The organism is Bradyrhizobium sp. SSBR45G, assembly GCF_030159255.1.
In the GTDB taxonomy this organism is placed as follows: domain Bacteria; phylum Pseudomonadota; class Alphaproteobacteria; order Rhizobiales; family Xanthobacteraceae; genus Bradyrhizobium.
In genome coordinates, this window is the sequence record NZ_BSCT01000009.1 from 90031 (window position 1) to 116565 (window position 26535).

Sequence of the window (26535 nt, forward strand, 5' to 3'; positions counted from 1 at the left end):
ATGGCGATCGTCACCACCCCAGAGCCGTCGATTCCGGTTACCACGCGACTGGGTCCCCGGTTCGGCTTTCTCACTTCGACCCCGATCATTGCCGTGGCCACCGTCTGCCTTGCGCTGATCGTGATCGTCTCGGTCCTGGCGCCGCTGCTGGCGCCGCATGATCCGGTAATGCTCGCGCCGTCGCAACGGCTGAAACCGTCGAGCGCGCAATTCCTGCTCGGCACCGACGCCTATGGCCGCGACCTGTTGTCGCGCACCATCTATGGCGGCCGCATCTCGCTGCTGGTCGGCGTCGGCGCAGCCATCATCTCGATCGCGATCGGCCTCGTGATCGGTCTCGTTTCCGGCTTCTTCCGCTGGGTCGACGCCATCATGATGCGGGTGATGGACGGCCTGATGGCGATCCCAAGCATCCTGCTCGCGATCGCGGTCGTCTCGCTGTCGGGCGCCAGCGTCGGCACGGTCATGATCGCGATCACCATCGTCGAGATCCCGCGCGTCGCGCGCCTCGTTCGATCGGTGGTGCTGACCGCGCGCGAGGAGCCCTATGTCGAGGCCGCGATTTCATTGGGCACATCGATGCCCAAGATCATGTGGCGGCATCTGATGCCGAACACGATCGCGCCGCTGATCGTCCAGGGCACCTACATCTGCGCGGCTGCCATTCTCACCGAGGCGATCCTGTCGTTCCTCGGCGCCGGCATCAGCCCGGAGACGCCGACCTGGGGCAACATCATGGCCGAGGGCCGCTCCTACTTCCAGATCAAGCCGCAGCTCATCTTCTGGCCGGGCCTGTTGCTGTCGATCGCGATCCTCTCGATCAATCTGATCGGCGACGCCGCCCGCGACGCGCTCGATCCGCGCATGAAGCAGCGCGAGGGCGTGAAGTGATGAACATTGTTGCCGTCATTGCGAGCGCAGCGAAGCAATCCAGGACCGCGCCCGAGACTCTGGATTGCTTCGTCCCTTCGCTCCTCGCAATGACGGAGGAGACAGAAAGCCCCGGATGTCGCTGCGCTCGTCCGGGCTACGCATTTCTCGCCACGGCGACCGAGGCCTGAACACATGACCGATACCATCCTCGACATCGACAACCTCGTCGTCACCGTCGGCAAGACGAAGAACCCGAACGGGCCGCGCATCATCGACGGCGTCTCGATCAAGGTCGAAAAGGGCGAGACGCTCTGCGTCGTCGGCGAAAGCGGCTCCGGCAAGTCGGTGACCTCGCTGACCACCATGGGCCTGTTGCCGAAGAACGCGCTGCATGCCGTCGGCGGTAGCGTCAAGCTGGTCGGCGAGGAGCTGCTCACGGCCAGTGATCGCCGCCTGCGCGAGCTGCGCGCGACGCGCATGGCGATGATCTTCCAGGAGCCGATGACTGCGCTCAATCCGGTCGTCCATGTCGGCCGCCAGATCGACGAGGTCTTGCGCGCACATACGTCCCTTGACGCACGGGCGCGGCGCAAGCGCATCCTCGACATGATGGAGCAGGTCCGCCTGCCCGACGTCGAGCGCATCTTCGCCTCCTACCCGCACCGCCTGTCCGGCGGCCAGCGCCAGCGCATCATGATCGCGATGGCGCTGGTGCTCGAGCCAAAGCTCCTGATCGCCGATGAGCCCACCACCGCGCTCGACGTCACCACCCAGAAGCAGATCCTCACCTTGATCCGCGACCTGCAGCGCGATCACGGCACCGCGGTGCTGTTCATCACCCACGACATGGGCGTCGTCGCCGAGATCGCCGACCGCGTGTCGGTGATGCGCCAGGGTCGCCTGGTCGAGACAGGTCCGCTCGACAAGATCCTGCGCGCGCCCGAGATGGACTACACACGGAATCTGCTCGCCTCCGTTCCGAGCCTCATCCCGCGCCCGCCGCGGCCCGAGACCAAGGACCCGGTGGTGCTGGAGACCAATGAGCTCGGCAAGACCTATCGCGAGCGCTCCTTCCTCGGCACAGCGCGCGAGGTCGTCGCCGCGCAGAACGTGACGCTCACCTTGCGCAAGGGCCGCACGCTCGGCATCGTCGGGGAAAGCGGCTCCGGCAAGTCCACCGTGGCGCGCTGCATCGTCAGGCTGATCGACCCGACCTCCGGCGGCGTCCGCCTTGCCGGCCACGAGATCTCGATCCTGACCCGCCGCCTGCTGCAGCCGCACCGCAAGCGCATCCAGATCGTGTTCCAGGACCCCTACCGCTCGCTCAACCCGCGCATCACGATCGGCGAGAGCATCGCCGAGGGACCGATCAACTACGGCACGCCGCATGACAAGGCGATGGCGCGGGCGCGCGAGCTGCTCGAGCTGGTCGGCCTGCCCGCCGATGCCATCACCCGCTACCCGCATCAGTTCTCCGGCGGCCAGCGCCAGCGCATCGCGATCGCGCGTGCGCTGGCGCTCGATCCGGACGTGCTGGTGGCCGACGAAGCAGTCTCCGCGCTCGACGTGTCGGTGCAGGCGCAGGTGCTGGAGCTGCTCGACGAGATCCAGCGCCGGCTCGGCATCGCCATCCTGTTCATCACCCACGATTTGCGCGTCGCCGCCCAGATCTGCGACGAGGTGGTGGTGATGCAGAAGGGCCGCATCGTCGAACAGGGCCCGGCCGGCGAGATCCTGACCCATCCGAAGGAGGACTACACCCGCGCGCTGCTCGAAGCCGCGCCGGGGCGGAACTGGGACTTTGCCAACTTCAGGCCGGTGTCGGAGGCGGTGGCGTAAAGCTGTCGGGCGGGCAAACGTGGCGTCGAGGTGGGCACACGCCCTCCCCGCGTCATTCCGGGGCGTGCGCAGCACGAGCCCGGAATCCATAACCACAGGCGGATGTGGTGACATCGGCGGGTCAACCAGCGTAGCTCCCAACACCGTCCTGTGGCTATGGATTCCGGGCTCATCGCTGCGCGATGCCCCGGAATGACGCCGCGGAGATAGCCGGTCCCGCTCACGCGCATCGGGATCACGCGGCATGCAAAACGGCATCGCTCCGTCGCTTGCGCGGGTCGCGAGCGGCGGTCTAACGTCGCGGTGACGTCAACGGCCTGAGGCGAAGTGATGACGCGCGTCGCGATCGGCGGCTTCCTGCACGAGACCAACACCTTCGCACCGACAAGAGCGGATTACGACGCCTTCATGCATGGTGGCGGCCGTGCCTCGATCGCCGATGCTGCCAGCGTGCTCGCGACCATGCGCGGCATCAATGCCGGCCAGGCCGGCTTCATCGCGGTGGCAGAGGCTCAGGGCTGGGACATCGTTCCGACCATCGCCTGTGCGGCAAGCCCCTCGGCACATGTGACGGCGGATGCCTTCGAACGTATCACGACGGTGATGGTCGAGCGCATCAAGGCAGCCCTCCCGCTCGACGGCGTCTATCTCGACCTGCACGGCGCGATGGTCACCGAGCATCTCGACGATGGCGAAGGCGAGATCCTCGCCCGCGTACGCAAGGTGATCGGTCCCGACGTGCCGCTGGTCGCGAGCCTCGACCTGCATGCCAACGTCACGCCCGAGATGATCGCGCAGGCCGACGCGCTGATCGCCTATCGCAAATATCCGCACACCGACATGGCCGACACCGGCCGCGCGTGTGCCAAGCATCTCGCACTGTTGCTGCGATCGAAGACCCCGCTGGCGAAAGCGTTCCGGCAGCTGCCGTTCCTGATTCCGATCAGCTGGCAGTGCACCAACGACCAGCCCACCAAGGGCATCTACGAGAAGCTCGCCAAGCTGCAAAGCGAGGACGTGCCGACACTGTCGTTCGCGCCGGGCTTTCCCGCGGCCGATTTCGCGCATTGCGGGCCGAGCGTGTTTGCCTACGGCGTGACGCAGGCCGATGCGGACGCCGCGGCCGATGCGATCGCCGCGATCGTCACGGGCCATGAGGATGATTTCGACGGCCGCATCTACACGCCCGACGACGGCGTGCGCCACGCGATGACGCTGGCCAAGTCCGCGACGCGGCCGATCGTCATTGCCGATACCCAGGACAATCCCGGCGCCGGCGGCGATTCCGACACCACGGGCATGCTGCGCGCGCTGGTGCGCAACCGCGCCAGCCGCGCCGCGATCGGCATGATCTACGATCCGCAAGCGGCGTTGGCGGCGCATGCGGCCGGCGAAGGCGCGACGCTGACGCTGTCGCTCGGCGGCAAGAGCGGCATTCCCGGCGATGCGCCGTTCGAGGAGAGCTTCATCGTCGAGAAGCTGTCGGATGGCCGTTTCGTCGCGCCCGGGCCGTTCTATGGCGGCCGCAAGATGGAGATGGGCCCGTCGGCCGCACTGCGGATCGGCGACATCAGGGTCGTCGTGTGCTCGCACAAGGCCCAGCTCGCCGACCAGGAGATGTACCGCTATGTCGGCATCGAGCCGACCGCGCAGGCCATTCTCGTCAACAAGAGCTCGGTGCATTTCCGCGCCGATTTCGAGCCGATCGCAGAGACACTGCTGATCTGCGCCGCGCCCGGCGCAATGCCCGCCGATCCCTCCACCCTGCCCTGGACGCGGTTGCGGCCGGGCATTCGCCTCAAGCCGAATGGACCTGTGTTTGGAGGCGCGGGATGAGGCGTTGTCGGATCCAGTTAGGGCCTCATGGTTCTCACCACACCTCTATCGAACCGACGCCCCTCACCTCGTGCACGGCTTTCCACCCTCATCCTGAGGAGCCCGCCCCATGGGCGGGCGTCTCGAAGGACGAGGCCCCCGACCAGCTCGGCCTCATGGTTCGAGACGCCCGCCAAGGGGCGGGCTCCTCACCATGAGGGTTAGGATTCGACACCGGCGCTGCACACCACCGCTCGCCTGACAACTTCTCTCCCGCTCAACTGGACAACATTCATGCCCACCATCGACCGCATCCAAGGCTACGCCGACGAGCTCACCGCCATCCGCCGCGACCTGCACGCCCATCCGGAGATCGGCTTCGAGGAGACGCGCACCTCCGGCATCGTCGCGGAGAAGCTTTCGCAATGGGGCATCGAGGTGCATCGCGGGCTCGGCGGCACCGGCGTGATCGGCGTGCTCAAGGGCAAGGGCGACAGCGGCAAAAAGATTGGCCTCCGCGCCGACATGGACGCGCTGCCGATGGAGGAGAACACCAATTTGCCGTGGCGCTCGACCATCCCCGGTCGCTTCCATGGCTGCGGCCATGACGGCCACACCACGATGCTGCTCGGCACCGCGCGCTATCTCGCCGAGACCCGCAATTTCGACGGCACCGTGCACTTCATCTTCCAGCCGGCCGAGGAAGGCCTCGGCGGCGCGCGCGCGATGATCAAGGACGGCCTGTTCCAGAAATTCCCCTGCGACGAGCTGTACGGCCTGCACAACGCGCCCGACCTCGCCCATGGCGAGATCGCGATCCTGCCGGGACCGGCGATGGCCGGCGCCGACTTCTTCGACATCAAGATCTCCGGCTATGGCGCCCATGGCGCGATGCCCGAGCGCTCCAAGGACGCGGTGGTCATCGCCACCAGCGTGGCGCAGGCGATCCAGACCATCGTCAGCCGCAACGTCGAGCCGCTGCAGGCGGCGGTGGTCTCGATCACCCAGATCCATGCCGGCTCCGCCTACAACGTGATCCCCGGCGACGCCTGGCTGTGCGGCACCGTCCGCGCCTTCTCGGACTCCGTGCGCGCGCTTGTGCGCGAGCGCATGCGCACGATCTGCGCCGGCATGGCAACGGCGTTCAACTGCGAGATCGACGTCGACATCCGCGATACGTTCAGCGTGCTGGTGAACCAGGAGGAGCAGTCCAGGATCGTCGAGGAGGTCGCCCGCACCGTGGTCGAGCCGTCCAAGGTGATCACGCGCTCGACGCCGAAGATGGGCAGCGAGGATTTCGCCGACATGCTGCAGACCATCCCCGGCGCCTATTTCTGGGTCGGCCATGACGGCTCGGTGCCGGTGCACAATCCCGGCTACGTGCTCGACGACAAGATCCTGCCGATCGGCGCCAGCATGTTCGCCCGCATCATCGAAACCCGGCTGGCGGCCGCCTGACATGCACAAGCCCTCGGACGACGTCGCTTCGTTGCACGATCTCTCTGCGACCGATCTGATCGCAGGCTATCGTGCACGCCAGTTCTCGCCGTCCGAGGTCATGGATGATGTGCTGGCGCATGTCGCAGTCTGGGAGCCTCAGATCAAGGCGCTCTACCTGCTCGACGTCAACGGCGCGCGGGCGGCGGCGAAGGCCTCGACCGAGCGCTGGGCGAAAGACGAGCCCGCAGGCATCCTGGACGGCGTGCCGGCGACTGTGAAGGACAACCTCGCCACCAAGGGCCAGCCGATGCCGCTCGGCGCGGCCAGCGTCACCTGCGCGCCGCTCGCCGCCGACGCACCGCCGGTGGCGCGGCTGCGCGAGGCCGGCGCGATCATCTTCGCCAAGACCACGATGCCGGACTACGGCATGCTGTCATCGGGCCTGTCGAGCTTCCACCCGCTGACGCGCAATCCGTGGGATCTGCGCATGAACCCCGGCGGCTCCAGCGCCGGTGCGGGTGCGGCGGCCGCGGCCGGCTACGGTCCGCTGCATGTCGGCACCGATATCGGCGGCTCGATCCGGCTGCCGGCCTCCTGGTGCGGCCTTGTCGGCCTCAAGCCGAGCTTCGGCCGAGTGCCGATCGATCCGCCGTATGTCGGCCGCGTCGCCGGTCCGATGACGCGTATCGTCGACGACGCCGCTGTCATGATGAGCGTGCTGTCGAAGCCCGACCGCCGCGACGGCACCAGCCTGCCGCCATCGGACCTGCACTGGAAGGTCGCAGAGAAGCCGGTGCGCAAGCTGCGCATCGGCCTGATGCTCGATCTCGGCGGCGTCGGCCAGCCGCTCGAAGCGCCGGTGCGAGCAACGACCTTGGCGGCAGCGAAAGCGTTCGAGGACGCCGGTGCCGTCATCAGCGAGGTCAAGGGCATTCTCACCCGCGAGATGCTCGATGGTCTCGACAATTTCTGGCGCGCGCGGCTGTGGGACGATCTCGCCCGGCTCGCGCCCGAGGTGCGCGCGAAAACCCTGCCCTATATCCTGCAATGGGCCGAGCGCGGCGCCACGCTGTCCGGCGTCGAGGTGATCAGGGGCTTCAACGTCACGATGAGTTTGCGCGCGGCGGCGGCCAAACTGTTCACCGACTACGACTACATCATCTCGCCGACCTCCCCCGGCGTGAAGTTTCCCGCCGAGTTCGCCTCACCGGTCAACGATCCCTTGGCGCCGTTCGAGCACATCACCTATACCGTTCCGTGGAACATGTCGGAGAACCCGGCGATTTCGGTCAACGCCGGCTACGACGACGACGGCTTCCCGATCGGCCTGCAGATCATCGGCCGCCGCTTCGACGATGTGGGCGTGCTCGGGCTGGCGAAGACCTTTGAAGGCTTGCGCGGCGAGCAGCGGCCGTGGCCGAAGGCGCCGGCATCGTAAGTCCTGTCGAACGCATTTTCTCCACCGTCATCGCGAGCGAAGCGAAGCAATCCAGAGTCCCGCCCACGACTCTGGATTGCTTCGCTTGCGCTCGCAATGACGTGGAGAGAGTGTGGGTCGTTGCTGCTGCATTCGCCTGCCGAAAAAGCCATGCCGCACACGGCGCTTTTGCCCGCCCTACGGAATGCCGTCACGATTTGACGCGGCCTTGCGCTGAACTATTGTATCGCCATCGCCGATCTCAATTTTCGTCGTCATTCCGGGGCGTGCGCAGCACGAGCCCGGAATCCATAACCACGATCGTGAGTATGGATTCCGGGCCTGCGCCCAAGGGGGCGCATCCCGGAATGACGACGGAGATTGTGGCGCGTGCCGACAACAACAATTGCCCGCACCATAATAACAACAACATCAGGAAACCCCATGGCCTATACGACAATCCTGTACGACGTCGCCGACAAGATCCTCACCATCACGCTGAACCGTCCGGAGAAGCTCAATGCGTTCACGCCGGTGATGCAGCAGGAGCTGATCGACGCGTTCGATCGCGCCGACAAGGACGATGGCGTCAGGGCGATCATCGTCACTGGCGCCGGCCGCGCGTTCTGCGCCGGCGCCGACCTGTCGTCCGGCGCCGACACGTTCGACCGCGACGCCAAGCGCGGTCCGGTGAAGCGCCGTGCCGATGGCAGCACGGACTATTCCGATCCGCAGGTGCGCGATGGCGGCGGCCAGGTGACGTTGCGCATCTTCAAGTCGCTGAAGCCGGTCATTGCCGCGGTCAACGGCCCGGCGGTCGGCATCGGCGTCACCATGCAGCTCGCGATGGACATCCGCATCGCCTCCGAGGCGGCGCGGTTCGGCTTCGTGTTCTCTCAGCGCGGCATCGTGCCCGAGGCCGCGTCGAGCTGGTTCCTGCCGCGCATCGTCGGCATCTCGCAGGCGCTGGAATGGTGCTACACCGGCCGCGTCTTTCCCGCGCAGGAAGCGCTCGCCGGCCGCCTCGTCAGCAAGGTCGTGCCGCCGGATGACCTGCTGCCGACCGCACGCGCGCTGGCCCGCGAGATCGCCGACAAGACCGCGCCGGTGTCGATTGCGCTGATCCGCCAGATGATGTGGCGCATGATGGGCGCCGACGATCCGATGGAGGCGCACAAGGTCGACAGCCGCGGCATCTACGCCCGCGGCCGCTCGGATGACGTCAAGGAAGGCGTGGTGTCGTTCCTGGAGAAGCGCCCGGCGCAGTTCAAGAACACGGTGTCAGCCGACATGCCCGACTATTACCCGTGGTGGGACGAGCGGGAGTACAAGTAGGAGTTATTAGGCGCGCTCGCGCGACATATTCCGCTGTCGTCCCGGACAAGCGCGCGGCACGCGCGCGCCGATCCGGGACCCATAACCACAGGACGCCGTTTGACGAAGAACGACGTTCAGAGTGCCACAAGATAAATCACGCGGTATGGGTCCCGGCTCAAGGCCGGGACGACACCGCTTTTCTGGCTACGCTGTGCCTCACTCCATCACCAGCGCCACCCGGCCGATCGCCTTGCGCTCGATCAGGAGCCGCATCGCCACCGCGTAATCCTCGAACGGCACACGGTGCGACACGTTCGGCCGCAGCGTGCCCTGCTCGGCGAAGGCCAGCAGCGCCGCCATGCGTCGCTCGCCCAACTCCGGGTCCTTCCGCACGGCTTCGCCGGCGCGGACACCGAGCACGCTGGCGCCCTTCATCAGGATCAGATTGGTCCGTGCGAGACCAATGCCGCCGGTGAAGCCGACCACCAGCAGCCGCGCGCCCCAGGCGATGCAGCGAACGCTGTTCTCGAACACCTCGCCGCCGACCGGATCGAACACGACATCGACGCCGCGCCCATCGGTGATGCGTTTCACAGCGTCGCGGAACGGCTCGCGCGTCGACAGCACCAGATGATCGGCGCCGCGCGCTTTGGCGATGGCGAGCTTCTCCTCCGACGAGGCGACCGCGATCACGGTCGCGCCGAGCAGCTTGCCGAGCTCGACGGCGGCCAAGCCGACACCGCCACCGGCGCCGTGCACCAGCAGCGTCTCGCCCGGCTCGAGCTGGCCGCGATCGACCAGCGCATGATAGGCGGTGCCGTGGCCGGCCAGATAGGTCGCGCCTTCCGCATAATCAAAGGTCGACGGCAGCGGCGTGAGCTGGCTCGCCGCGACCACCGCCTCATCCGCATAGGCGCCGAAGCGCATGCGGACGATGACCTTGTCGCCTGGGGCATGACCGGTCACCGCCGCGCCGGTCTCGATGACATCGCCAGCCGCTTCCACGCCCGGCGTGAACGGCAGCTCCGGCTTGAGCTGATACTCGCCCGCCGCCATCAGAATGTCCGGGAAGTTGATGCCGGCGGCGCGGATCTTCACCCGCACGTCGCCGTGGCCGAGCGGGCGCGGCGGCAGGCTGTCGAGCCGGAGCCTCTCCGGCGGTCCAAGCTCGCGGCAGACGATCGCGCGCGGCATCAGGCTTTCATTCCCTTTGCGCGGGCCAGCGCTTCGCGGATCAGCGGCAGGCGATCGTTGCCGAAATACATGTCGGTCGCATTGACGAAGATGGTCGGCGAGCCGAAGCCGCCGCGCTTCACGACCTCCTCGGTGTTGATGCGCAACTGGTCCTTGATGCCCTGCTGCGCGATCCCATCGAACAGCGCCTTCGGGTCGATGCCGGCGCGCCGGCACACCTCGGTCAGAACCGCATCCTGCGAGATGTCCTGGTCCTCGCCCCAGTAGATCTCGAACACGGCGCGCGCGAACGGCACCATGTCCTGCCCCAGCCAGATGCAGCCGCGCATCGCCTTGACGCTGTTCACAGGGAACACCGAGGGCGGCATCTTGATCTTCAGTCCGGCCGAGCGCGACCAGTCGCCGAGGTCCTTCAGCATGTAGGCCGCCTTGGCCGGCACCGGCGCCTCGCGCTGCGCATAGACGCTGGGATTGACGGTGTTGAAGATGCCGCCGACGAGAATGGGCCGCCAGACGATGTCGACGCCGAGCTCGCGTGCGAGCGGCTGGATGTTGTGGAAGGCGAGGTAGGTCCAGGGGCTGGAGCAGTCGAAGAAGAATTCGATCATGTGTAGGTCCTGTTGTTATCGCCCCTCATCCTGAGGAGCGCGCATTGCGCGCGTCTCGAAGGATGAGGCCTGTACGGTGGCCTCATGGTTCGAGACGCGCCTGCGGCGCTCCTCACCATGAGGGTCGTCTTCAGCTTCTCCCCGTCATCTCCTTCGCCTGCCCGCCGAACATGACGTGGCGCGTCTGTTCATTGAACGGCTCCTTGACGAATTTGCCGATCGCAAGCCCCGCCTGCAGCTTCGGCCTGGCGCGCAACGTCGCGTACCAGCGCTTGATGTGGGGGAAGTCGTCGAGCGCAAAACCCTGCGCCTTGTGCGTCATCATCCAGGGAAAGCAGGCGATGTCGGCGATGGTGTAGTCGTCGCCAGCGACATGGGCGCCGGTCTTGCCGAGTTGGACATCGAGCACGTGGAACAGCCTCGCGACCTCGTCGCGATAGCGCTGGATCGCATACGGGATCTTCTCCGCCGCATAGAGCGCGAAATGGCCATGCTGTCCCATCATCGGCCCGAGCCCGGCCATCTGCCACATCACCCATTGGATCACGCGCGAGCGCGCCCGCGTCTCCTGCGGCAGGAACCGCCCGGTCTTCTCGGCGAGATAGAGCAGGATGGCGCCGGTCTCGAACACCGAAAACGGTTCGCCGTCGTCAGCCGGCGCGTGGTCGACGATCGCGGGGATGCGGTTGTTGGGGCTGACGGCCAGGAACTCCGGCCTGAACTGGTCGCCGGCGCGGATGTCGACGGGAATGACGGTATAGGGCAGCCCGAGTTCCTCGAGCATGATCGAGATCTTCCAGCCGTTCGGCGTCGGCGCATAATAGAGATCGATCATGCCTTCCCCGTTTTCCGCCCCATTATGCCGCGCTGCGGAACACGACAGGCAGCTTCGTTCTTCTGTACCTGAAGGGTAAGCCATGGCAGACAGGCGCTCAAGCCTGACCGCCCCATACGCCGACGGAGAGTCCGACCATGCTGTTTCCATCGACCATCGCAGGCTCGCTGCCGAAGCCGGAATGGCTGGCCGAGCCGAACGTGCTGTGGGCGCCGTGGAAGTCGAAGGGCGAGGAGCTTTCCCGCGCCAAGCGCGATGCGACCATCCTGGCGCTGAAGCTGCAGGAGGATTCCGGCATCGACATCCTCACCGAGGGCGAGCAGTCGCGGCAGCATTTCGTGCACGGTTTCCTCGAGCGGGTCGAAGGCATCGACTTCGCCCACAAGGTCGAGATGGGCATCCGCAAGGACCGCTACAAGGCGATGGTGCCGCAGGTGGTGGCGCCGCTGTCGCTCAAGGGCCGCGTCCATGGCGACGAGGCGCGGATCGCGCGCACGCACACGACGCGCGCGGTGAAGTTCACTTTGCCGGGTCCGATGACCATCATCGACACCATCGCCGACAACTACTATGGCGACCGCGTCAAGATGGCGTTCGCCTTCGCCGAGCTGCTGAACCAGGAGGCCAAGGCGCTGCACGACGACGGCATCGACATGATCCAGTTCGACGAGCCTGCCTTCAACGTCTACATGGACGAGGTGCGCGACTGGGGCATCAAGGCGCTGGAGCGCGCTGCCGAGGGGCTCACCTGCCCGACCGCCGTCCACATCTGCTACGGCTACGGCATCAAGGCCAACACCGACTGGAAGGAGACGCTGGGCGGCGAGTGGCGGCAGTATGAGGAGACCTTCCCGGTCATCGACGCCAGCACGATCCAGCAGGTCGCCGTCGAATGCCGCAATTCGAAGGTGCCGATCGAGCTGCTCGGGCTGTTGAAGAACAAGATCGTTCAGGCCGGCGTCATCGACGTCGCCAGCGACACGGTCGAGACCGCCGAGGACGTCTGCAAGACCATCGAGGACGTCATGAAGGTGGTGCCGAAGGAGAACATCATCGCCACGACCAATTGCGGCATGGCGCCGATGCGCCGCGAGGTGGCCGAGGCCAAGCTGATGGCGCTCGGCACCGGCGCGAAGCTCGCACGGCAGAGGTTTGCCTGACCCAGATGCCCGGTCAGACCCAGGGCAAGGGCGTCGACGGCTTGCCGCAATGACGCCCCCGAGGATCGACATGGGCCAGCGCGCACTCGCGCGCGCCTTGACGCCGTCCTCAATCGCGATCGCGCCGGGAGGCGACACGCACACGATCCAGGGATGACGGTAAGAGCGCATCCGAGGTGAGCACGGCCTCACCACGCGCGATTCGCTGTAGCAGCACGGCCGCGCCTTTGCCGCTCTGCACAACCGCTGCAATGGCGACGTCAGCCTTTCATATGCACCGCGCCGTTGTTTTGCGGCAGATCGCAGCGACCATCGATCACGGTCGCCAGCTGGAAAAAATCCCCCCTTGGTAGCAAAATACCGGACACACAACATTCCTGACGGTGTGTGTCTTTGCTGCGCTTGACAGTATGTGTCCTAACATTTCATTTCTTGACCACAAGTGTGGCGTGAATTTTTTGCTGCCTAAACCGGTTCGGATCTGACCTCCGCCTTCATTGTTGGGGAATACGATGGCTTGCTTTGCGAGAACGATGTTTGCTGCGCCGAAGTCAAGGTCGCGGCGCTGGCTGACCCTCTCGGTTCTTCTCGCGGGCACCATGTTGAGCACGCAGGCCATGGCGATCGATGTCGCCAACCAGGCTGACTGGAACACGGCCGTGGCGGCGGTGGCGGCGGCCGGTGCGAACTCGACGGTCACCATCAACATCACCAGCGGATTCACGTTGTCCAGCTCGCTGGCGCAGTTGCAGGCCGCCAACAGCAACGTCACGGTGAATATCACCGGTAACGGCCAGACCATCAACGGCGCCTCCTCGTTTCAAGGCATTGTCGTCAACGGCACCAATGCGCCGACCGTGAACATCTCCAGCCTCTCGATCGCCAACATGGCAGCGATCGGCGGCAACGGCACGAATGGCCAGAACGGCTATTACAGCGGCGGCCTGGCCTATGGCTCCGGCGGTGGTGGCGGCGGCGGCCTCGGGGCCGGCGGTGGCTTGCTGGTCGGCAGCGGCGCCAATGTGACGATTGCCGCAGTGACCTTCACCAGCAACAGCGCCACCGGCGGCAGTGGCGGCAATGGCGGCAGCGCACAGAACGCGGCAGCTGACCCGGTGAACGGCGGCAATGGCGGCACCGGCGGTGCCGCGAACAACGGCGGCGCCAGCGGCGGCGGCGGCGCGGGTGGCACCGGCGGACATACCGGCACGCAAGGCACGGCCGGCACCGCGGGCGCCGCGCTCGGCGACGGTGGCGGTGGCGGCGGCGGCTCCGGCACCACCAACAGCAACACCTACACCAACAACAATCCGGGCGGCACCGGCAACGCCAATGGCGGCAACGGCGGCACCGGCGGCGACGGCGCCACCAACGCCAGCGGTTCGGGCGGTCCCGGACCCGGCTCCGACGGCGGTGCCGGCGGCAATGGCGGCGCAGCCAATGGCGGCGCCATCTATGTCGCCACCGGCGGCACGCTGACGATTCTCGACTCGCCGATTTCCGGCAACACCGTCACCGGTGGCGCCGCCGGCACCCCCGGTATCGGCATCGGGCCAAGCGCAATCAACGGATTTTCAGCGGCGGCCGGCGCATCGCAGGGAGCCGGCATCTTCCTGAGCGGCGTGATGGCCAATATCGCCGTGTCCAGCGGCAGCGTGACCTATGGCGACACCATCGGCGGCACCGGCCTGACGACCGGCGGCGTCAACACGGCACTCAACAAGACCGGCACCGGCACCTTGGTGCTGTCGGCCACCAACACCTTCACCGGCAACGTCAACATCACCGCCGGCACCGTCTCGGTCGCCGGTACGGCCAATCTCGGCAATGTCGCCAACGACGTGGTCATTTCCAACGGCGCCACCCTGGCGGTGACCGGCACGACGACGTTCGCCAGCGGCCGCGACTTCAAGATCGCCGGGCTCTCGACGCTCGACATTGCCAACGCCACCACGACCACGTTGCAGGGCATCGTCTCGAACGGCGCGTCGGCCGGCACCCTGGTGAAGGCTGGCGGCGGCATCCTGGTGCTCTCGGGCACCAACACCTATACCGGCGCGACCAACGTCAACGGCGGTACGCTGCGCGCGGGCACGGCGAACGCGTTCGGTGCCAGCACGGTCTTCAGCGTGCTGTCCGGCGGCACGCTGGATCTCAACGGCTTCAACAAGACGTTCGGCACGCTGAGCGGCGATGGCAGCGTCATCGGCGCCAATGTGACGGTCTCTGGCACGTTCTCGCCTGGCAACGGCACGCCGGGCACGGCGATGGCCATCACCGGCAATCTCGCATTCCAGTCCGGCGCGCTCTACCTGGTGCAGGTCAACCCGGCCACCGCCTCGCTTGCCCAGGTCACCGGCACCGCCAACCTGACCGGCGCCTCGGTCACTGCGAACTACGCCAACGGCACGTACATCTCCAAGAAGTACACCATTCTGACCGCGACCGGCGGCGTCAGCGGCACCTTCAGCGGCGTGACCAACACCAACCTGCCGGCGGGCTTCTCCTCGACGCTGAGCTACGACGCCAACAACGCCTTCCTCAATCTCACGATGGGCGGGGGAGCGGGCAACATCAACCAGCAGAACGTCAGCAACGCGCTCACCAACTACTTCAACTCGAACGGCAGCATTCCCGTCGTCTTCACCGGGCTGACGCCGACGGGGCTGACGCAGCTCTCTGGCGAAACCGCAACCGGCTCGCAGCAGACGACGTTCAATGCGATGACCCAGTTCATGGGCGTCATGACCGATCCGTTCCTCGGCGGCCGCGGCGACCAGGGTCCCGGACCCAACGGCGCGATCGGCTACGCGGAGGAGACGCTCGCTTACGCCGCCAAGCGCAATCCTAACGACGCCCTGGCTGCGATCTACACCAAGGCGCCGGCCGCGCCGGTGGCGAGGCCGGGCTGGAGCGTGTGGGCAGCCGGCTTCGGCGGCTCGCAGAGCACCGACGGCAACAATGTGCTCGGCTCGAACAACACCACCAGCAACGTCTACGGCACGGCCGTCGGCGCCGACTATCGGTTCTCGCCGTTCACGGTCGCCGGCTTCTCGCTGGCCGGCGGCGGCACCACCTTCAGCGTGGCCAATGGCGGCAGCGGACGGTCCGACCTGTTCCAGGCCGGTGCCTTCGTCCGGCACAATGTCGGCGCGGCCTATATTTCGGCCGCACTGGCCTATGGCTGGCAGAACGTCACCACCAACCGCACGGTGACGGTGGCCGGTGTCGACCAGCTCAGGGCCAATTTCGATGCCAACACCTATTCCGGCCGGCTCGAGGGTGGCTATCGCTTCCTCTCGCCGTGGATGGGTTTTGGGATCACGCCCTACGCCGCCGCGCAGTTCACCACCTTCAACCTGCCGGGCTATGCCGAGACCGCGGTCTCCGGTGCCAACACCTTCGCGCTCCGGTTCGGGTCGCAGAGCGCGACCGACACGCGGTCGGAGCTCGGTGTTCGCACCGACAAGGCCTATGCGGTGACCGACGGCGTGTTCACGCTGCGCAGCCGCTTCGCCTGGGCCTATGACTTCAACCCCAGCCGCTCGGTCGGGGCCACGTTCCAGACCCTCCCCGGCGCATCCTTCGTCGTCAACGGCGCGCGGCAGGCGCAGAATTCGGCGCTGACCACGGTCGCGGCCGAAATGAAGTGGAAGAACGGCTGGTCGGCCGCGGCGAGCTTCGAGGGTGAGTTCTCGGATGTCACCCGCAGCTACGCCGGCAAGGGCATCGTCCGCTATTCGTGGTGACGGGCTTCCCGCCACCACGACGTCGTCCGGTTCGAATGGCGTTCGAATGCCGGCGAGGCGAGCGAGGACAGGCCGGGTGATCCCGGCCTGATCGGCAGCGGACGACGCGTCAACAGCGACACGTCCGCTGCCCTTTACCGCCCGCCGCCGCAGGTTGCGCGGCCGGCGAGCGACGGCAGATCAGATCTCGCAAAAATCGACATAGCCCAGCAGGACATTGTTGCTGAGCGGCCTTGCGTCACGTCGAAAGACGCCGAACCCGTCGGACGATCCGCCGGGATTGGTGTTGCCCTCGATCGTGATGACGTGGTCGCCGCTCACCTCGATCACCAGCCCGGCGTGGCCTTTGCCGCCACCGAGGTCGAGCGCGAAGATCATGCCGGGCTTGACCGTCTGCGCGCTGACCTCGGATTTGTGCACGATCTGCGCATCGGTCCGGCGCGACAGAGTCCAGAGCGCGATCACGCCGGCCGTCTTCGGCAGCGGGTTTTCGATTCCCTTGATCTTCGCGGCCTGCCCGAACACCCAGTAGAGAAAGCAGACGCACCACGGGAAGCTGTCGGTGGACGGATCGAGCCCGACGCTGCGGATGTAGACGTCGACCTCCGGTCCGCGGTTCGAGCCGCGCGGCTGCTCGACCACGCCGATCTGCGACGCCGCGATGTCGATCACGAGCTGACGGATCGGCGCGTTGCGATCGAAGTCGGTCGCGTTGAACACCGCACCAGGACCGAACAGCGCCGCCCATGTGGACGCATCCACCTCGCCGCTGATCTGCAGCGGCTTGCCGTCCGGTGTGGAGTTGCGCGCCTGGAAGTGGAAGATGGCATTCTGGGTGCCTTCCCCGAAATCGCCGTCGACCACCAACTGGCCGAAGCGCAGCTCGTTGAGCCTGTTCTGCACGGCCTTGACGCTGTCCGATCCGAACTGGCCGCGGTGCAACGGCTGGCCCGGAAACGTCGGAGCCGCGGGAAAGTCGGGCTGAGCCGCAACGGCACCGGCAGCGAGCGCGGGAGCCGCAGCTTCCGCGATCGGTTGCGGCTGCGCCGCCTGGCCGAGGAGGAAGCCGCCGAAATCGGGCAGATCGAGATTCAGCCGGTCCGGATCGACGTCGTCATCGAAATTGCAGAACTGCCGGACCGGCAGCAGCTGAAGGATATTCCAGCGGCCCGAGGCGTTGAACGCGGCCGTGCCGCGAAAGCCGGTCGACTGCGACAGCCACGTCAGCTGCACCACGCCGGCATCGAGCAGCGTCTTGCACACCGCTCCCGAGCTGTAGATTCCGATCCGATAGGGACGCCCGGCCGCCGCGAACGCAGCGGCGATGGCCTCGAAATGCGGCCGGATGGCGAGGTTGACATCAGCGTCGGTGGCATCGAAATCCGCGGAGAAATAGATGGCAGAGCCCGCCGGCTGGCCGATCACGTGGCGGGCATAGTCGAGCGCATCCTCCGCCTCCGCCTTGCCTTTGGCAGCGCTGAAATCGGCGCGAAGCCGATGACGGATCTGGTACACGGGCCAGATCCGGATTCCCGCCGCCGAGAGCGCCTGCGCCTCGTCCGGCTTCAGGATCTTCGGGTTGGACCGGTTGCGGGTGTAGTAGCGTCCGATCGCGGTGATGCCCTGCGCCGTCATGCAGGGGATCATGCGGGTTGAATTCTGATTGGTGTCCAGCGCAACGAAAGCCATATGACGCCCTCCCGTTTATCGGCATGTGCCGTCTCATCGCTCTCTGGGCGATGGATCACGCGCCCGGCGATGCTAGCGCAACCGTAGCGGGAGTCCATGTGAAGCGGTTCACAGGGGGCAGCTCGCGTGGCGCCGCATGATCGGCGGATCGATGCGATCGAATTCAGCCGGCGTGATCGCGCGTCTGCTGCAGATCGGCCGCCAGGACCGGACGATAGCCGGCGCGCAGCGCCCGCACCGTGGATGGCGGCGTCAGCAGCTGCGCTGCACCAACGTCATCGCGCGCGGCACCATAGCCGGCGAACGACCAGGGCAGCGCCCTGCCCTGCAGGATCAGAAAGCTCTCATTGCCCGCCTGCACCATTGTGCCGTCGGGCAGTTCACGCAGCGGCGAAGGTAACGGATGCAGGCGCTTGTGTCCGTGATCCAACCGCTCGCGGTGCAGCACCCGGTCGATGTCAGCCGCGCGGATGCCGCCGAGACCATTGCCCATCGCCCACGCCGATCGAAACCGGTTGGCATCGTCGCGCCGGCAATAGAAGCAGGGCCGGTGGCCGGCGGCGAAGGCCGTGGCCTCGTCGAGGAAGAACAGCTCGGTCCAGCTCCGCGTCGCCATCACCTGGCGGCGGCGGCCGCGGAAATCGCACAGGCAGACCAGCCACGCGGGGCTGGACCAGCGCTTGCGATGCAGCGTCTTCGTCGCGGGATCATGGATGATGCCGCGGTTGCCGGTGAACAGCCCACGCTGCGGCGTGGCGACGATGTCGCCGGTTGGCGTAACCCGGTTCTGCAAGGGCATGGTCGGCGCGATCGCTCTGGCTCGTCACAGCATGGCCGGCGCAATCTCTATCACGAGGCGGTCACAGGTGTCCTGGTCCGGCCTTCTCCATCACCCGAGCCGGCGCGGCTTTCGCGGCGCCGGGCGCGGCCAGTGCGGCTTTCGGCACGGCCTTGAACGCCTCCAGGACAACGTCCTGAAGGGCGAAGCCATCGACCGACGGCACGGACGCGGTGATGTTGCCCGCACATGCACGACCGAGCGCGGCGCGGCAGCGCAGCTGTTGCGCGGCATCCATCTCGCCCCGCGAGCCGAAGATCAGGCCAGGATGTGTGCTCGCGGTGATCGGCACCTTCACATCGTCAAAGTAGTTGCCCTCGACCAGCACCTTTGCCGACTCGGCGGCGTCCAGCGCATGCCAGGTGCCGTGGCGAAAGTAATTGTCGACCAGATGCACCATGGCAGACGGCCCCTCGACTTTCGGTGCCCGGCCGGAAAAATCATGAAAATAGTTGTGCGACAGCGTGATGCTCTGGGGGCTGCCGAGCAGAAGCAGGTTCCAGTAATGGGCCCCATTGCAGTCATGCGAAAACACACTGGTGCCGTCAAACTCGTTCCAGGAAATCGTGACGTTGGTCGTGGGCTCGTAGCCGCCGACGATCATCTGCCGTCCGATGTTGTGGAAGCGATCATGGTCGATCCAGATGTGATCGGCATTGCCGAGCGTGAGCGCGTCGCCGGCGAAGACGATCCCGGCATTGATGTCGCTGATGGTCAAATTTCGAATGACCACGTCGCGGACGCTGCGCAGCGTCAGACCCTTGCCCCTGATCGTCGCGTTCGCACCCAGGCCGATCAGCGTCTTGTTGGACCCGACCGCAAGCGGCCGGACGCCTGCCGCATCGAACGAGATTTGACGGATCGGCCGGCCGTCGCAGTGGGTATCGTTCGATCCCGGGCTCACCAGCCTCTCGGTCTGGAACGGCGCCTCGCAGACTTTGCCATAGTCGCAGCCCGGCCTGGCGCTCGCTCCGTCACGGCCGGTGAAGTCGATGACACCGACCAGTTCGATGATCCGCGGCTCGAGGTCGGAGCACAGGCCGTGCGCGTCGACGCTGCGGCACAATTCGTGTTTCAACTGCTCGGGCGTCGTGACCCGCACCACGGCGCCACCGCTTCCCCCCGTGGTGCCGGCGCCGAAGCCCTCCGGACCTGCCGGCAACGGCGCGCCGGACACGGCGCGGACCGTTAGGGAGATGGCCGCAACCGCCGCAACGAGGATGTCGGCCAGCGCCCGAAACCGGCCCATGCCGACACCAGTCGATGTCATCTCTGACGCAAGGGTTATGCCGCCCCGTCGCGCAGCGGAGGCGCGAATGACAGCGCGGTGTCCCAGGGGAAGAAGATCCAGGTGTCCTGCGACACCTCGGTGATGAAGGTGTCGACCAGCGGCCGGCCCTTCGGCTTGGCATAGACGGTGGCGAAATGGGCGTCCGGCAGCATCTCGCGCACCAGCTGCGCGGTCTTGCCGGTGTCGACGAGGTCGTCGACGATCAAGAGCCCCTTGCCAGTGCCACTGCCGAGCTTCAGCGTGTCCTGTGAGATCGCCTTCAGCACATTCAGCTCGCCCTGACGGGTGTGGTCGTAGCTGGCGATGCCGACGGTATCGATGACGCGCACGCCGAGCTCGCGCGCCACGATGGCGGCTGGCACCAGGCCGCCGCGGGTGATGGCGATGATCGCCGCGAACGGGCCGGCCTCGTTGAGCCGCCAGGTCAGCGCCCGGCAGTCGCGATGAAACTGGTCCCACGACACCGGAAAGGCCCGGCCCGCGCGCTCCTGCGCAATGAGGTCAGAACTTTTTTCAACCATCTGCGATCAAGTCCGTTGATTGAGGATCATAGTCTGCGTCCGACCGCGGCGGCCACCAGAAACATGCCGGCCAAGCCGAGATACCACAGGAAGACGCGTCTGAAGACGTGCAGGCGGCGGCGATGCTCCGTGATGATCGCCCGAAGCTCACTCGGCTGCCTGTCGATCACGGCCTCCAGCACGTTGGGACCTGGAAAATTAAAACCAGGGTGCTCAAGTTGCCAAAAGAACGTCGACACGGCGATCGAATAGTTTCCGATCCGATGGTAGATCTGCCATCCCTTCAACTGAAAGTAGACCCCGGTCGGCATCAGACCGATCAACGGCCCACCGAGCACCACAAGATACAACAGATCGCGCCCTGCGGGAGCCATAGGTTCCGTGCAGCTCTCACACGGCGCCATGCAGCTTGGCGAGCATCTCCTTCACAGCCGTCATCGCGGCCGAGAGCTTGTCCTGGTCGCGCGAGCGCACCACGAGGTGCGTATTCGGCTTCTGATCCTCGTCGATGAAGGGATAGCTGCCGATGATGGTGTCAGGATGCGCCTTGGCGATCTCGCGCAAGGGGCCGCCGATGTCACCCTCGCGGGCATTGGCGCGGACGGTCTCCGACAGCATGCGCACGCCGGATTTCAGCTTGGGCGCGACGATGTCCATCATCGCCTGCATGATCGAAGGCACGCCGGCCATCACGATGACGTTGCCGATCTTGAACCCGGGCGCCAGGATGGTGGCGCTCTGGATCAGCTCAGCGCCATCGGGGATGCGCGCCATGCGCAGCCGCGCCTCGTTGAGCTCCTGCTCGCTCCAGCGCTCGCGGAAGCGCGCCACGACCTCGGGATGGTGGTCGATGCCAACGCCGAACGCCTTGGCGATCGAATCGGCCGTGATGTCGTCATGGGTCGGGCCGATGCCGCCGGTGGTAAACACATAGGTGTAGCGGTGCCGCAGTGCGTCCAGCGCGGCGATGATGTCGGGCTCATCGTCCGAGACCACCCGGACCTCCTTGAGGTCGATGCCGAGATTGGTCAGGTATTCGGCGATGAAGCCGATGTTCTTGTCCTTGGTCCGGCCGGACAGGATCTCGTCGCCGATGACCAGCAATCCCGCGGTGACGATGTCGCTCATGGTTTCTCCTCGCAGCTCGCGTCTCTTTTGGCCCGCTTCGGCGCCAATGTCATCCGGAACGTCGCAGTCCATGCCGCGGATTTGAGCATCACGCAGCCGGTTTTTCAGGCACGATTTTCACAACCCCCACGAAATGCCGCAGAGGAATGCATATCGCGCTGGCCCGGGCCTTGCTACCATCACCAGGAGTCATGCAGTGTATGACGAGGCTGGGACATACGGGCATCTATGGCAGTTGCGTTCGACGAGATGAACGAGCCGGGCGGCGACGTCCGTCAGGCTTATCAGGAGCTGTCGCGGTGGCTGAAGGAAACGCCGCCGGAGGCGCTGGAGTATCGCCGTCACGAGGCGGAGCTCCTGTTCCGACGAATCGGCATCACCTTCGCCGTCTATGGCGAGGCGGAGGCACAGGAGCGGCTGATCCCGTTCGACGTGATCCCGCGCATCCTCTCCGGCAAGGAATGGACGCTTCTGGAGAAGGGACTGAAGCAGCGCGTCAAGGCGCTGAACATGTTCTTGCGCGACATCTATCATGGCCGCGACATCCTGCGCGCCAACGTCGTGCCGGATGACCTGATCTTCCAGAACCCGGTGTTCCGCCCGGAGATGAACGGCCAGGACGTCCCGCACGACGTCTATGTCCACATCGCCGGCATCGACATCGTCCGCGTCGACGCCAACGACTTCATCGTGCTGGAGGACAATGCGCGCACGCCCTCGGGCGTGTCCTACATGCTGGAAAACCGCGAGATCATGATGCGGCTGTTTCCGGACCTGTTCGCGCGCCACCGCGTCGCGCCGGTCGAGCGCTATCCGGACGAGCTGCTGTCGTGCTTGCGCTCGGTGGCGCCGCTTAGCGCCTCGGCCGAGCCGACGGTCGCCTTGATGACGCCCGGCATCTACAACTCGGCCTATTACGAGCATTCGTTCCTGGCCGACAAGCTCGGCATCGAGCTGGTCGAGGGCCGCGACCTCATCGTCAAGAACGACGAGGTGTTCATGCGCACCACGGAGGGGCTGAAGCGGGTCGACGTGATCTACCGCCGCGTCGACGACGACTTCCTCGATCCCCTCACCTTCCGGCCCGATTCGGCGCTCGGCGTGCCCGGCCTGATGTCGGCCTATGTCGCCGGCAACGTGACGCTCGCCAACGCGGTCGGCACCGGCATCGCCGACGACAAGGCGATCTATTCCTACATGCCCGATGTCGTGAAGTTCTACCTGGGCGAGGAGCCGATCCTGAAGAACGTGCAGACCTGGCGCTGCCGCGAGCCGCAGGACCTGTCCTACGTGCTCGACCATCTCGGCGAGCTCGTCGTCAAGGAGGTTCACGGCTCCGGCGGCTACGGCATGCTGATCGGCCCGGCCGCCACCAAGGCCACCATCGAGGCGTTCCGTGACAAGCTGAAGCGCGAGCCCGAGGGCTTCATCGCCCAGCCGACCCTGGCGCTGTCGACCTGCCCGACCTGCGTCACGTCAGGGCTGGCGCCGCGCCATGTCGACCTCAGGCCGTTCGTGCTGACGGGGCGCGACCGCACCACCATCGTGCCGGGCGGCCTCACCCGCGTGGCGCTGAAGGAGGGCTCCTTGGTGGTCAATTCCAGCCAGGGCGGCGGCACCAAGGACACATGGGTGCTGGATGAGTGAGATGTCACGTCATCGCGCCGCTGGTGCTGCTCTCTCGCCCCCCTCCCCCTTGCGGGGAGGGGTCGGGGGTGGGGGTAGCCGCAAACGACGACCTTCATTGCTTACCCCCCTCCCTGCCCCTCCCCCGCACGGGGGACGGGACAACGACTGTTAGTGCCCATGCTGTCGCGCACCGCCGAAAACCTGTACTGGCTCGCCCGCTATGTCGAGCGTGCCGAGTATCTCGCCCGCACCATCGACGCCACGTTGCGCGTCACCGCCCTTCCCGCGGCCTATATCGGCAAGACCAACGAGTGGGAATCGGCGCTGCTGACCGCCGGTGTCAGTGCCGGCTTCTACGAGGCCTATCCGGAGGCGAACGAGCAGAACGTCGTCGAATATCTCTCGTTCAACCAGTCCAATCCGTCCTCGATCAAGAACTGCATCGAGGCCGCCCGTCTCAACGCCCGCTCGGTTCGGACAGCACTGACGTCGGAGATGTGGGACACCATCAACGGCTCCTGGATCGAGCTGCAGGAGGTGTGGAGCAAGGGCGCCAAGACCCGTGAGGAGCTGGCGCGCTTCCTGCGCTTCGTGCAGGAGACCTCGCTGCGCTTCGACGGCTCGGCCTACCGCACCATGCTGCGCAACGACGCCTACTGGTTCTCGCGGCTGGGCCTGCACCTGGAGCGCGCCGATAACACCGCGCGCATTCTCGACGTGAAATATCACGTGCTGCTGCCCGAGGAGGAGCATGTCGGCGGCCCGCTCGACTACTACCAGTGGACCTCGATCCTGCGCTCGGTCTCCGCGCTGACGGCCTATCACTGGGTCTATCGCGAGACGCTCAAGCCCTGGCTGATCGCGGACCTGCTGATCCTCAACGACACGCTGCCACGCTCGCTGGCGAGCTGCTACGGCAATCTCGTCCGCAATCTCGACCAGATCGGCGTGGCCTATGGCCGACAGGGTCCGTCCCAGCGCCATGCGCGCGGCGTCCGCAACCGGCTCGAGCACTCCAACATGGACGACATCTTCCAGCGCGGCGTGCACGAGTTCATCCAGGAGTTCATCTCCGACAATTCGCGCCTGGGAGAGATCATCACCAAGCAGTACCTGATCTGACGGGGGTGGCGCGCCGGACTGTGGCCGCAAGACCACGCCTGGAGCCCCGATTCGCTCCTCGGTCCAGCCCAGGGACGGCCTGCCCTTTCGGGGGGACGTGAAACGAGTTACCGCGGTAAGCCACCTCACAAGACCGATCGACCGCCATGCGCCTGCGTATCTCTCATTCCACCACCTACCGCTACGAGCCGGCGGCGACCGGCGTCATCCAGATCATCCGGATGACGCCAGGCAGCCATGACGGCCAATATGTGGCGGAATGGCAGATCGACGTGTCGACCGATTCGCGGCTGGACATGCATGAGGACGCCTTCGGCAACCTCACCCATGTGATCACCCATGGCGCCCTCCAGGACCTCACGATCACGGCCGAAGGCCTGGTCGAGACCCACGACACCGGTGGCGTGCTGAAGGGCGCCGACGAGCGGTTTCCGCCCGGCTTCTTCCTGCGGCAGACCCCGCTCACCGCTGCAAACGCCGCCATGACCGCCATCACGCGCGAGCTGCGCGCGGAATCGGAAAGCGACGTGCTCGGCTTCCTGCACACGCTGATGACGCAGATCTACGAGCACATGACCTTCGACGAGAGCCCGACCCACAGCGGCACCTCGGCCACGGAGGCGTTCGGTCTGCGGCGCGGCGTCTGCCAGGATTACGCCCATATCTTCATTGCCTGCGCGCGCGCCGGCGGCATTCCGGCCCGCTTCGTGGCCGGACATTTCCTGCGCTCCGATGGTGCGGTGCATCAAGAGGCCGGCCATGCCTGGGCCGAAGCCTTCATTCCGGACCTCGGCTGGGTCGGGTTCGACGCCGCCAACTGCATCTGCACGACGGACGCACATGTGCGGGTGGCGCTGGGGCTCGATTATCTCGGCGCAGCGCCGGTGCGCGGCACCCGCTATGGCGGCGGCCAGGAGACGCTCACCGTGAAAGTGAAGGTCGAGCAGGTCGGCCGCGGCGGCCAGTCGCAATCGCAGTCACAGCGCCAGTCCTGAATTCCGGAACGCACGCCCCACCACCGGGCGTCATTCCGGGGCGCCCGAAGGGCGAGCCCGGAATCCATAGCCCCAGGACGAATTGAGGCGCGAGATCTCCATGGCGCTCATCTTCGCCAAACAGCCGCCCGGGGTTATGGATTCCGGGCTCGTCGCTTCGCGCCGCCCCGGAATGACGACCTTTTGTGGAGCGGCCGCTCGCCCGGGCCACAGCCGTCTCGTCAGGGTTGGACGTTCGACCGAATTTCGCTACTAATTCGCGCTCTGGCTTGAGGGGACGACGATGACCTATTGCTGCGGAATTCTGGTGCGTGACGGGCTCGTCATGATTGCGGACACCCGGACCAATGCCGGTCTCGACAACGTCTCGACCTTCCGCAAGCTGCACATCTTCTCCAATCCCGGCGAGCGCATCGTGGCGGTCGCCAGCGCCGGCAATCTCGCCGTCAGCCAGTCCGTGCTGTCGACGCTCACCGAAGGCATGGAAGACCCTGAAACGGGCGAGGTCGAGACGCTGATGAACGCGCCGACCATGTTCCAGGCGGCGCAGCGTATCGGCAAGGCGATCCGCATGGTCCACGCCACCGAAGGCCCGGCGCTGAAGGCCGAGGACATCTCGTTCGACGTCTCGTTCCTGTTCGGCGGCCAGATCAAGGGCTCGCGGATGCGGCTGTTCATGGTCTACACCGCCGGAAACTTCATCGAATGCACCACCGACACCCCGTACCTGCAGATCGGCGAGCACAAATACGGCAAGCCGGTGCTCGACCGCGCCATGCACTACGACGTCGAGCTCTACGAAGCGCTCAAGACCGGCCTGATCTCGATGGATTCGACGATGCGCTCCAATCTCGGCGTCGGCCTGCCCATCGACGTGCTGGTCGTGCGGGCCGAGGCCTGCGAGGCCGATCTCAACCACCGCATCGAGGCCGGCGAGCCCTATTTCCACGATCTTCGCTCGCGCTGGTCGGCCGCCCTGCGCGCCGCGCACAACAACATTCCACGGCCGCCCTACAAGACTCAAAGCGAGTCAAAACACTGAAACTGCAGACCCCTGAAAACTGCAAAAGACTGA

At 66.1% G+C, this 26535-nt stretch carries 21 protein-coding genes; 12 read left to right on the forward strand and 9 right to left on the reverse strand.

Going from position 1 to position 26535, the window contains the following annotated elements; all coding sequences use genetic code 11:
• From QQL87_RS14010 to QQL87_RS14035, 6 genes are all read left to right on the forward strand, one after another.
• Nucleotides 1-891, forward strand: a complete 891-nt coding sequence (locus tag QQL87_RS14010; protein ID WP_284419149.1) for an ABC transporter permease — start codon at nucleotides 1-3, stop codon at nucleotides 889-891.
• Nucleotides 892-1065: 174 nt separating this feature from the next.
• Nucleotides 1066-2712: an ABC transporter ATP-binding protein gene (locus QQL87_RS14015; protein WP_284419148.1), complete on the forward strand. Its 1647-nt coding sequence runs from the start codon at nucleotides 1066-1068 to the stop codon at nucleotides 2710-2712.
• 330 nt (nucleotides 2713-3042) lie between these two features.
• Complete coding sequence (locus QQL87_RS14020) at nucleotides 3043-4548, forward strand: M81 family metallopeptidase (RefSeq protein ID WP_284419147.1); 1506 nt, start codon at nucleotides 3043-3045, stop codon at nucleotides 4546-4548.
• Between the two features lie 273 nt (nucleotides 4549-4821).
• Nucleotides 4822-5985 carry a M20 aminoacylase family protein gene (locus QQL87_RS14025; protein ID WP_284419146.1) on the forward strand — a complete coding sequence of 388 codons (1164 nt, stop codon included), beginning with the start codon at nucleotides 4822-4824 and terminating at the stop codon, nucleotides 5983-5985.
• Between the two features lies 1 nt (nucleotide 5986).
• Nucleotides 5987-7405 carry an amidase gene (locus QQL87_RS14030; RefSeq protein ID WP_284419144.1) on the forward strand — a complete coding sequence of 473 codons (1419 nt, stop codon included), beginning with the start codon at nucleotides 5987-5989 and terminating at the stop codon, nucleotides 7403-7405.
• 423 nt (nucleotides 7406-7828) lie between these two features.
• Nucleotides 7829-8719 (forward strand): crotonase/enoyl-CoA hydratase family protein, encoded by an 891-nt coding sequence (locus QQL87_RS14035; protein ID WP_284419143.1) that lies wholly within the window; start codon nucleotides 7829-7831, stop codon nucleotides 8717-8719.
• Between the two features lie 198 nt (nucleotides 8720-8917).
• On the opposite strand, the gene QQL87_RS14040 is transcribed toward QQL87_RS14035, so the two are convergent.
• From QQL87_RS14040 to QQL87_RS14050, 3 genes are all read right to left on the reverse strand, one after another.
• Nucleotides 8918-9895 (reverse strand): NADPH:quinone oxidoreductase family protein, encoded by a 978-nt coding sequence (locus tag QQL87_RS14040; RefSeq protein ID WP_284419142.1) that lies wholly within the window; start codon nucleotides 9893-9895, stop codon nucleotides 8918-8920.
• The gene (locus QQL87_RS14045) at nucleotides 9895-10503 is read right to left on the reverse strand and encodes a 2-hydroxychromene-2-carboxylate isomerase (RefSeq protein WP_284419141.1); all 609 of its coding nucleotides are present in this window, start codon (nucleotides 10501-10503) and stop codon (nucleotides 9895-9897) included. The genes QQL87_RS14040 and QQL87_RS14045 overlap by 1 nt, the downstream gene beginning before the upstream one ends.
• A 130-nt stretch (nucleotides 10504-10633) precedes the next feature.
• A complete protein-coding gene (locus QQL87_RS14050) occupies nucleotides 10634-11338 on the reverse strand; it encodes a glutathione binding-like protein (RefSeq protein ID WP_284419140.1) in 705 nt (234 codons plus the stop codon).
• A 137-nt stretch (nucleotides 11339-11475) separates the two neighbouring features.
• Between QQL87_RS14050 and QQL87_RS14055 the strand changes: the two genes are divergently transcribed.
• Nucleotides 11476-12498, forward strand: coding sequence for a methionine synthase (locus QQL87_RS14055; protein ID WP_284419139.1), 1023 nt, complete (start codon nucleotides 11476-11478; stop codon nucleotides 12496-12498).
• A 512-nt stretch (nucleotides 12499-13010) separates the two neighbouring features.
• On the forward strand, nucleotides 13011-16247 hold the full coding sequence (locus QQL87_RS14060) for an autotransporter domain-containing protein (protein WP_502871170.1): 3237 nt from the start codon (nucleotides 13011-13013) through the stop codon (nucleotides 16245-16247).
• Nucleotides 16248-16427: 180 nt separating this feature from the next.
• Here QQL87_RS14060 and QQL87_RS14065 read toward each other — a convergent pair whose 3' ends face one another.
• From QQL87_RS14065 to QQL87_RS14090, 6 genes are all read right to left on the reverse strand, one after another.
• Nucleotides 16428-17936: a glycoside hydrolase domain-containing protein gene (locus QQL87_RS14065; RefSeq protein ID WP_284419137.1), complete on the reverse strand. Its 1509-nt coding sequence runs from the start codon at nucleotides 17934-17936 to the stop codon at nucleotides 16428-16430.
• 163 nt (nucleotides 17937-18099) lie between these two features.
• Nucleotides 18100-18735, reverse strand: coding sequence for a hypothetical protein (locus QQL87_RS14070; protein WP_284419136.1), 636 nt, complete (start codon nucleotides 18733-18735; stop codon nucleotides 18100-18102).
• Between the two features lie 61 nt (nucleotides 18736-18796).
• The gene (locus tag QQL87_RS14075) at nucleotides 18797-20044 is read right to left on the reverse strand and encodes a pectate lyase family protein (RefSeq protein ID WP_284419135.1); all 1248 of its coding nucleotides are present in this window, start codon (nucleotides 20042-20044) and stop codon (nucleotides 18797-18799) included.
• 14 nt (nucleotides 20045-20058) lie between these two features.
• Entirely contained in the window at nucleotides 20059-20586 is a 528-nt protein-coding gene (gene gpt / locus QQL87_RS14080; protein ID WP_284419134.1) for a xanthine phosphoribosyltransferase, read from the reverse strand.
• A gap of 26 nt (nucleotides 20587-20612) precedes the next feature.
• Nucleotides 20613-20936, reverse strand: a complete 324-nt coding sequence (locus QQL87_RS14085; RefSeq protein ID WP_284419133.1) for a hypothetical protein — start codon at nucleotides 20934-20936, stop codon at nucleotides 20613-20615.
• A gap of 40 nt (nucleotides 20937-20976) precedes the next feature.
• Nucleotides 20977-21714 (reverse strand): competence/damage-inducible protein A, encoded by a 738-nt coding sequence (locus tag QQL87_RS14090; RefSeq protein ID WP_284419132.1) that lies wholly within the window; start codon nucleotides 21712-21714, stop codon nucleotides 20977-20979.
• Between the two features lie 228 nt (nucleotides 21715-21942).
• On the opposite strand from QQL87_RS14090, the gene QQL87_RS14095 reads away from it, so the two are divergent.
• The 4 genes from QQL87_RS14095 to QQL87_RS14110 all read left to right on the forward strand — a co-directional run bounded on the left by QQL87_RS14095 (nucleotide 21943) and on the right by QQL87_RS14110 (nucleotide 26502).
• Nucleotides 21943-23361, forward strand: a complete 1419-nt coding sequence (locus QQL87_RS14095; RefSeq protein ID WP_172113851.1) for a circularly permuted type 2 ATP-grasp protein — start codon at nucleotides 21943-21945, stop codon at nucleotides 23359-23361.
• Nucleotides 23362-23520: 159 nt separating this feature from the next.
• Nucleotides 23521-24465: an alpha-E domain-containing protein gene (locus QQL87_RS14100; RefSeq protein ID WP_284419129.1), complete on the forward strand. Its 945-nt coding sequence runs from the start codon at nucleotides 23521-23523 to the stop codon at nucleotides 24463-24465.
• Between the two features lie 146 nt (nucleotides 24466-24611).
• Nucleotides 24612-25460, forward strand: coding sequence for a transglutaminase family protein (locus tag QQL87_RS14105; RefSeq protein WP_284419128.1), 849 nt, complete (start codon nucleotides 24612-24614; stop codon nucleotides 25458-25460).
• 283 nt (nucleotides 25461-25743) lie between these two features.
• Nucleotides 25744-26502: a proteasome-type protease gene (locus QQL87_RS14110; protein ID WP_284419127.1), complete on the forward strand. Its 759-nt coding sequence runs from the start codon at nucleotides 25744-25746 to the stop codon at nucleotides 26500-26502.
• Nucleotides 26503-26535 lie beyond the last annotated feature (33 nt).

What these genes read in the sequence shown, in the direction of transcription:
- QQL87_RS14040 (WP_284419142.1), bottom strand. Translation starts at nt 9,895, where the DNA reads ATGCCGCGCGCGATCGTCTGCCGCGAGCTTGGACCGCCGGAGAGGCTC.
- QQL87_RS14090 (WP_284419132.1), bottom strand. Translation starts at nt 21,714, where the DNA reads ATGAGCGACATCGTCACCGCGGGATTGCTGGTCATCGGCGACGAGATC.
- QQL87_RS14035 (WP_284419143.1), top strand. Translation starts at nt 7,829, where the DNA reads ATGGCCTATACGACAATCCTGTACGACGTCGCCGACAAGATCCTCACC.
- QQL87_RS14095 (WP_172113851.1), top strand. Translation starts at nt 21,943, where the DNA reads ATGGCAGTTGCGTTCGACGAGATGAACGAGCCGGGCGGCGACGTCCGT.
- QQL87_RS14110 (WP_284419127.1), top strand. Translation starts at nt 25,744, where the DNA reads ATGACCTATTGCTGCGGAATTCTGGTGCGTGACGGGCTCGTCATGATT.
- QQL87_RS14055 (WP_284419139.1), top strand. Translation starts at nt 11,476, where the DNA reads ATGCTGTTTCCATCGACCATCGCAGGCTCGCTGCCGAAGCCGGAATGG.
- QQL87_RS14020 (WP_284419147.1), top strand. Translation starts at nt 3,043, where the DNA reads ATGACGCGCGTCGCGATCGGCGGCTTCCTGCACGAGACCAACACCTTC.
- QQL87_RS14105 (WP_284419128.1), top strand. Translation starts at nt 24,612, where the DNA reads ATGCGCCTGCGTATCTCTCATTCCACCACCTACCGCTACGAGCCGGCG.
- gpt (WP_284419134.1), bottom strand. Translation starts at nt 20,586, where the DNA reads ATGGTTGAAAAAAGTTCTGACCTCATTGCGCAGGAGCGCGCGGGCCGG.
- QQL87_RS14010 (WP_284419149.1), top strand. Translation starts at nt 1, where the DNA reads ATGGCGATCGTCACCACCCCAGAGCCGTCGATTCCGGTTACCACGCGA.
- QQL87_RS14015 (WP_284419148.1), top strand. Translation starts at nt 1,066, where the DNA reads ATGACCGATACCATCCTCGACATCGACAACCTCGTCGTCACCGTCGGC.
- QQL87_RS14030 (WP_284419144.1), top strand. Translation starts at nt 5,987, where the DNA reads ATGCACAAGCCCTCGGACGACGTCGCTTCGTTGCACGATCTCTCTGCG.
- QQL87_RS14025 (WP_284419146.1), top strand. Translation starts at nt 4,822, where the DNA reads ATGCCCACCATCGACCGCATCCAAGGCTACGCCGACGAGCTCACCGCC.
- QQL87_RS14070 (WP_284419136.1), bottom strand. Translation starts at nt 18,735, where the DNA reads ATGCCCTTGCAGAACCGGGTTACGCCAACCGGCGACATCGTCGCCACG.
- QQL87_RS14100 (WP_284419129.1), top strand. Translation starts at nt 23,521, where the DNA reads ATGCTGTCGCGCACCGCCGAAAACCTGTACTGGCTCGCCCGCTATGTC.
- QQL87_RS14060 (WP_502871170.1), top strand. Translation starts at nt 13,011, where the DNA reads ATGGCTTGCTTTGCGAGAACGATGTTTGCTGCGCCGAAGTCAAGGTCG.
- QQL87_RS14050 (WP_284419140.1), bottom strand. Translation starts at nt 11,338, where the DNA reads ATGATCGATCTCTATTATGCGCCGACGCCGAACGGCTGGAAGATCTCG.
- QQL87_RS14065 (WP_284419137.1), bottom strand. Translation starts at nt 17,936, where the DNA reads ATGGCTTTCGTTGCGCTGGACACCAATCAGAATTCAACCCGCATGATC.
- QQL87_RS14075 (WP_284419135.1), bottom strand. Translation starts at nt 20,044, where the DNA reads ATGACATCGACTGGTGTCGGCATGGGCCGGTTTCGGGCGCTGGCCGAC.
- QQL87_RS14045 (WP_284419141.1), bottom strand. Translation starts at nt 10,503, where the DNA reads ATGATCGAATTCTTCTTCGACTGCTCCAGCCCCTGGACCTACCTCGCC.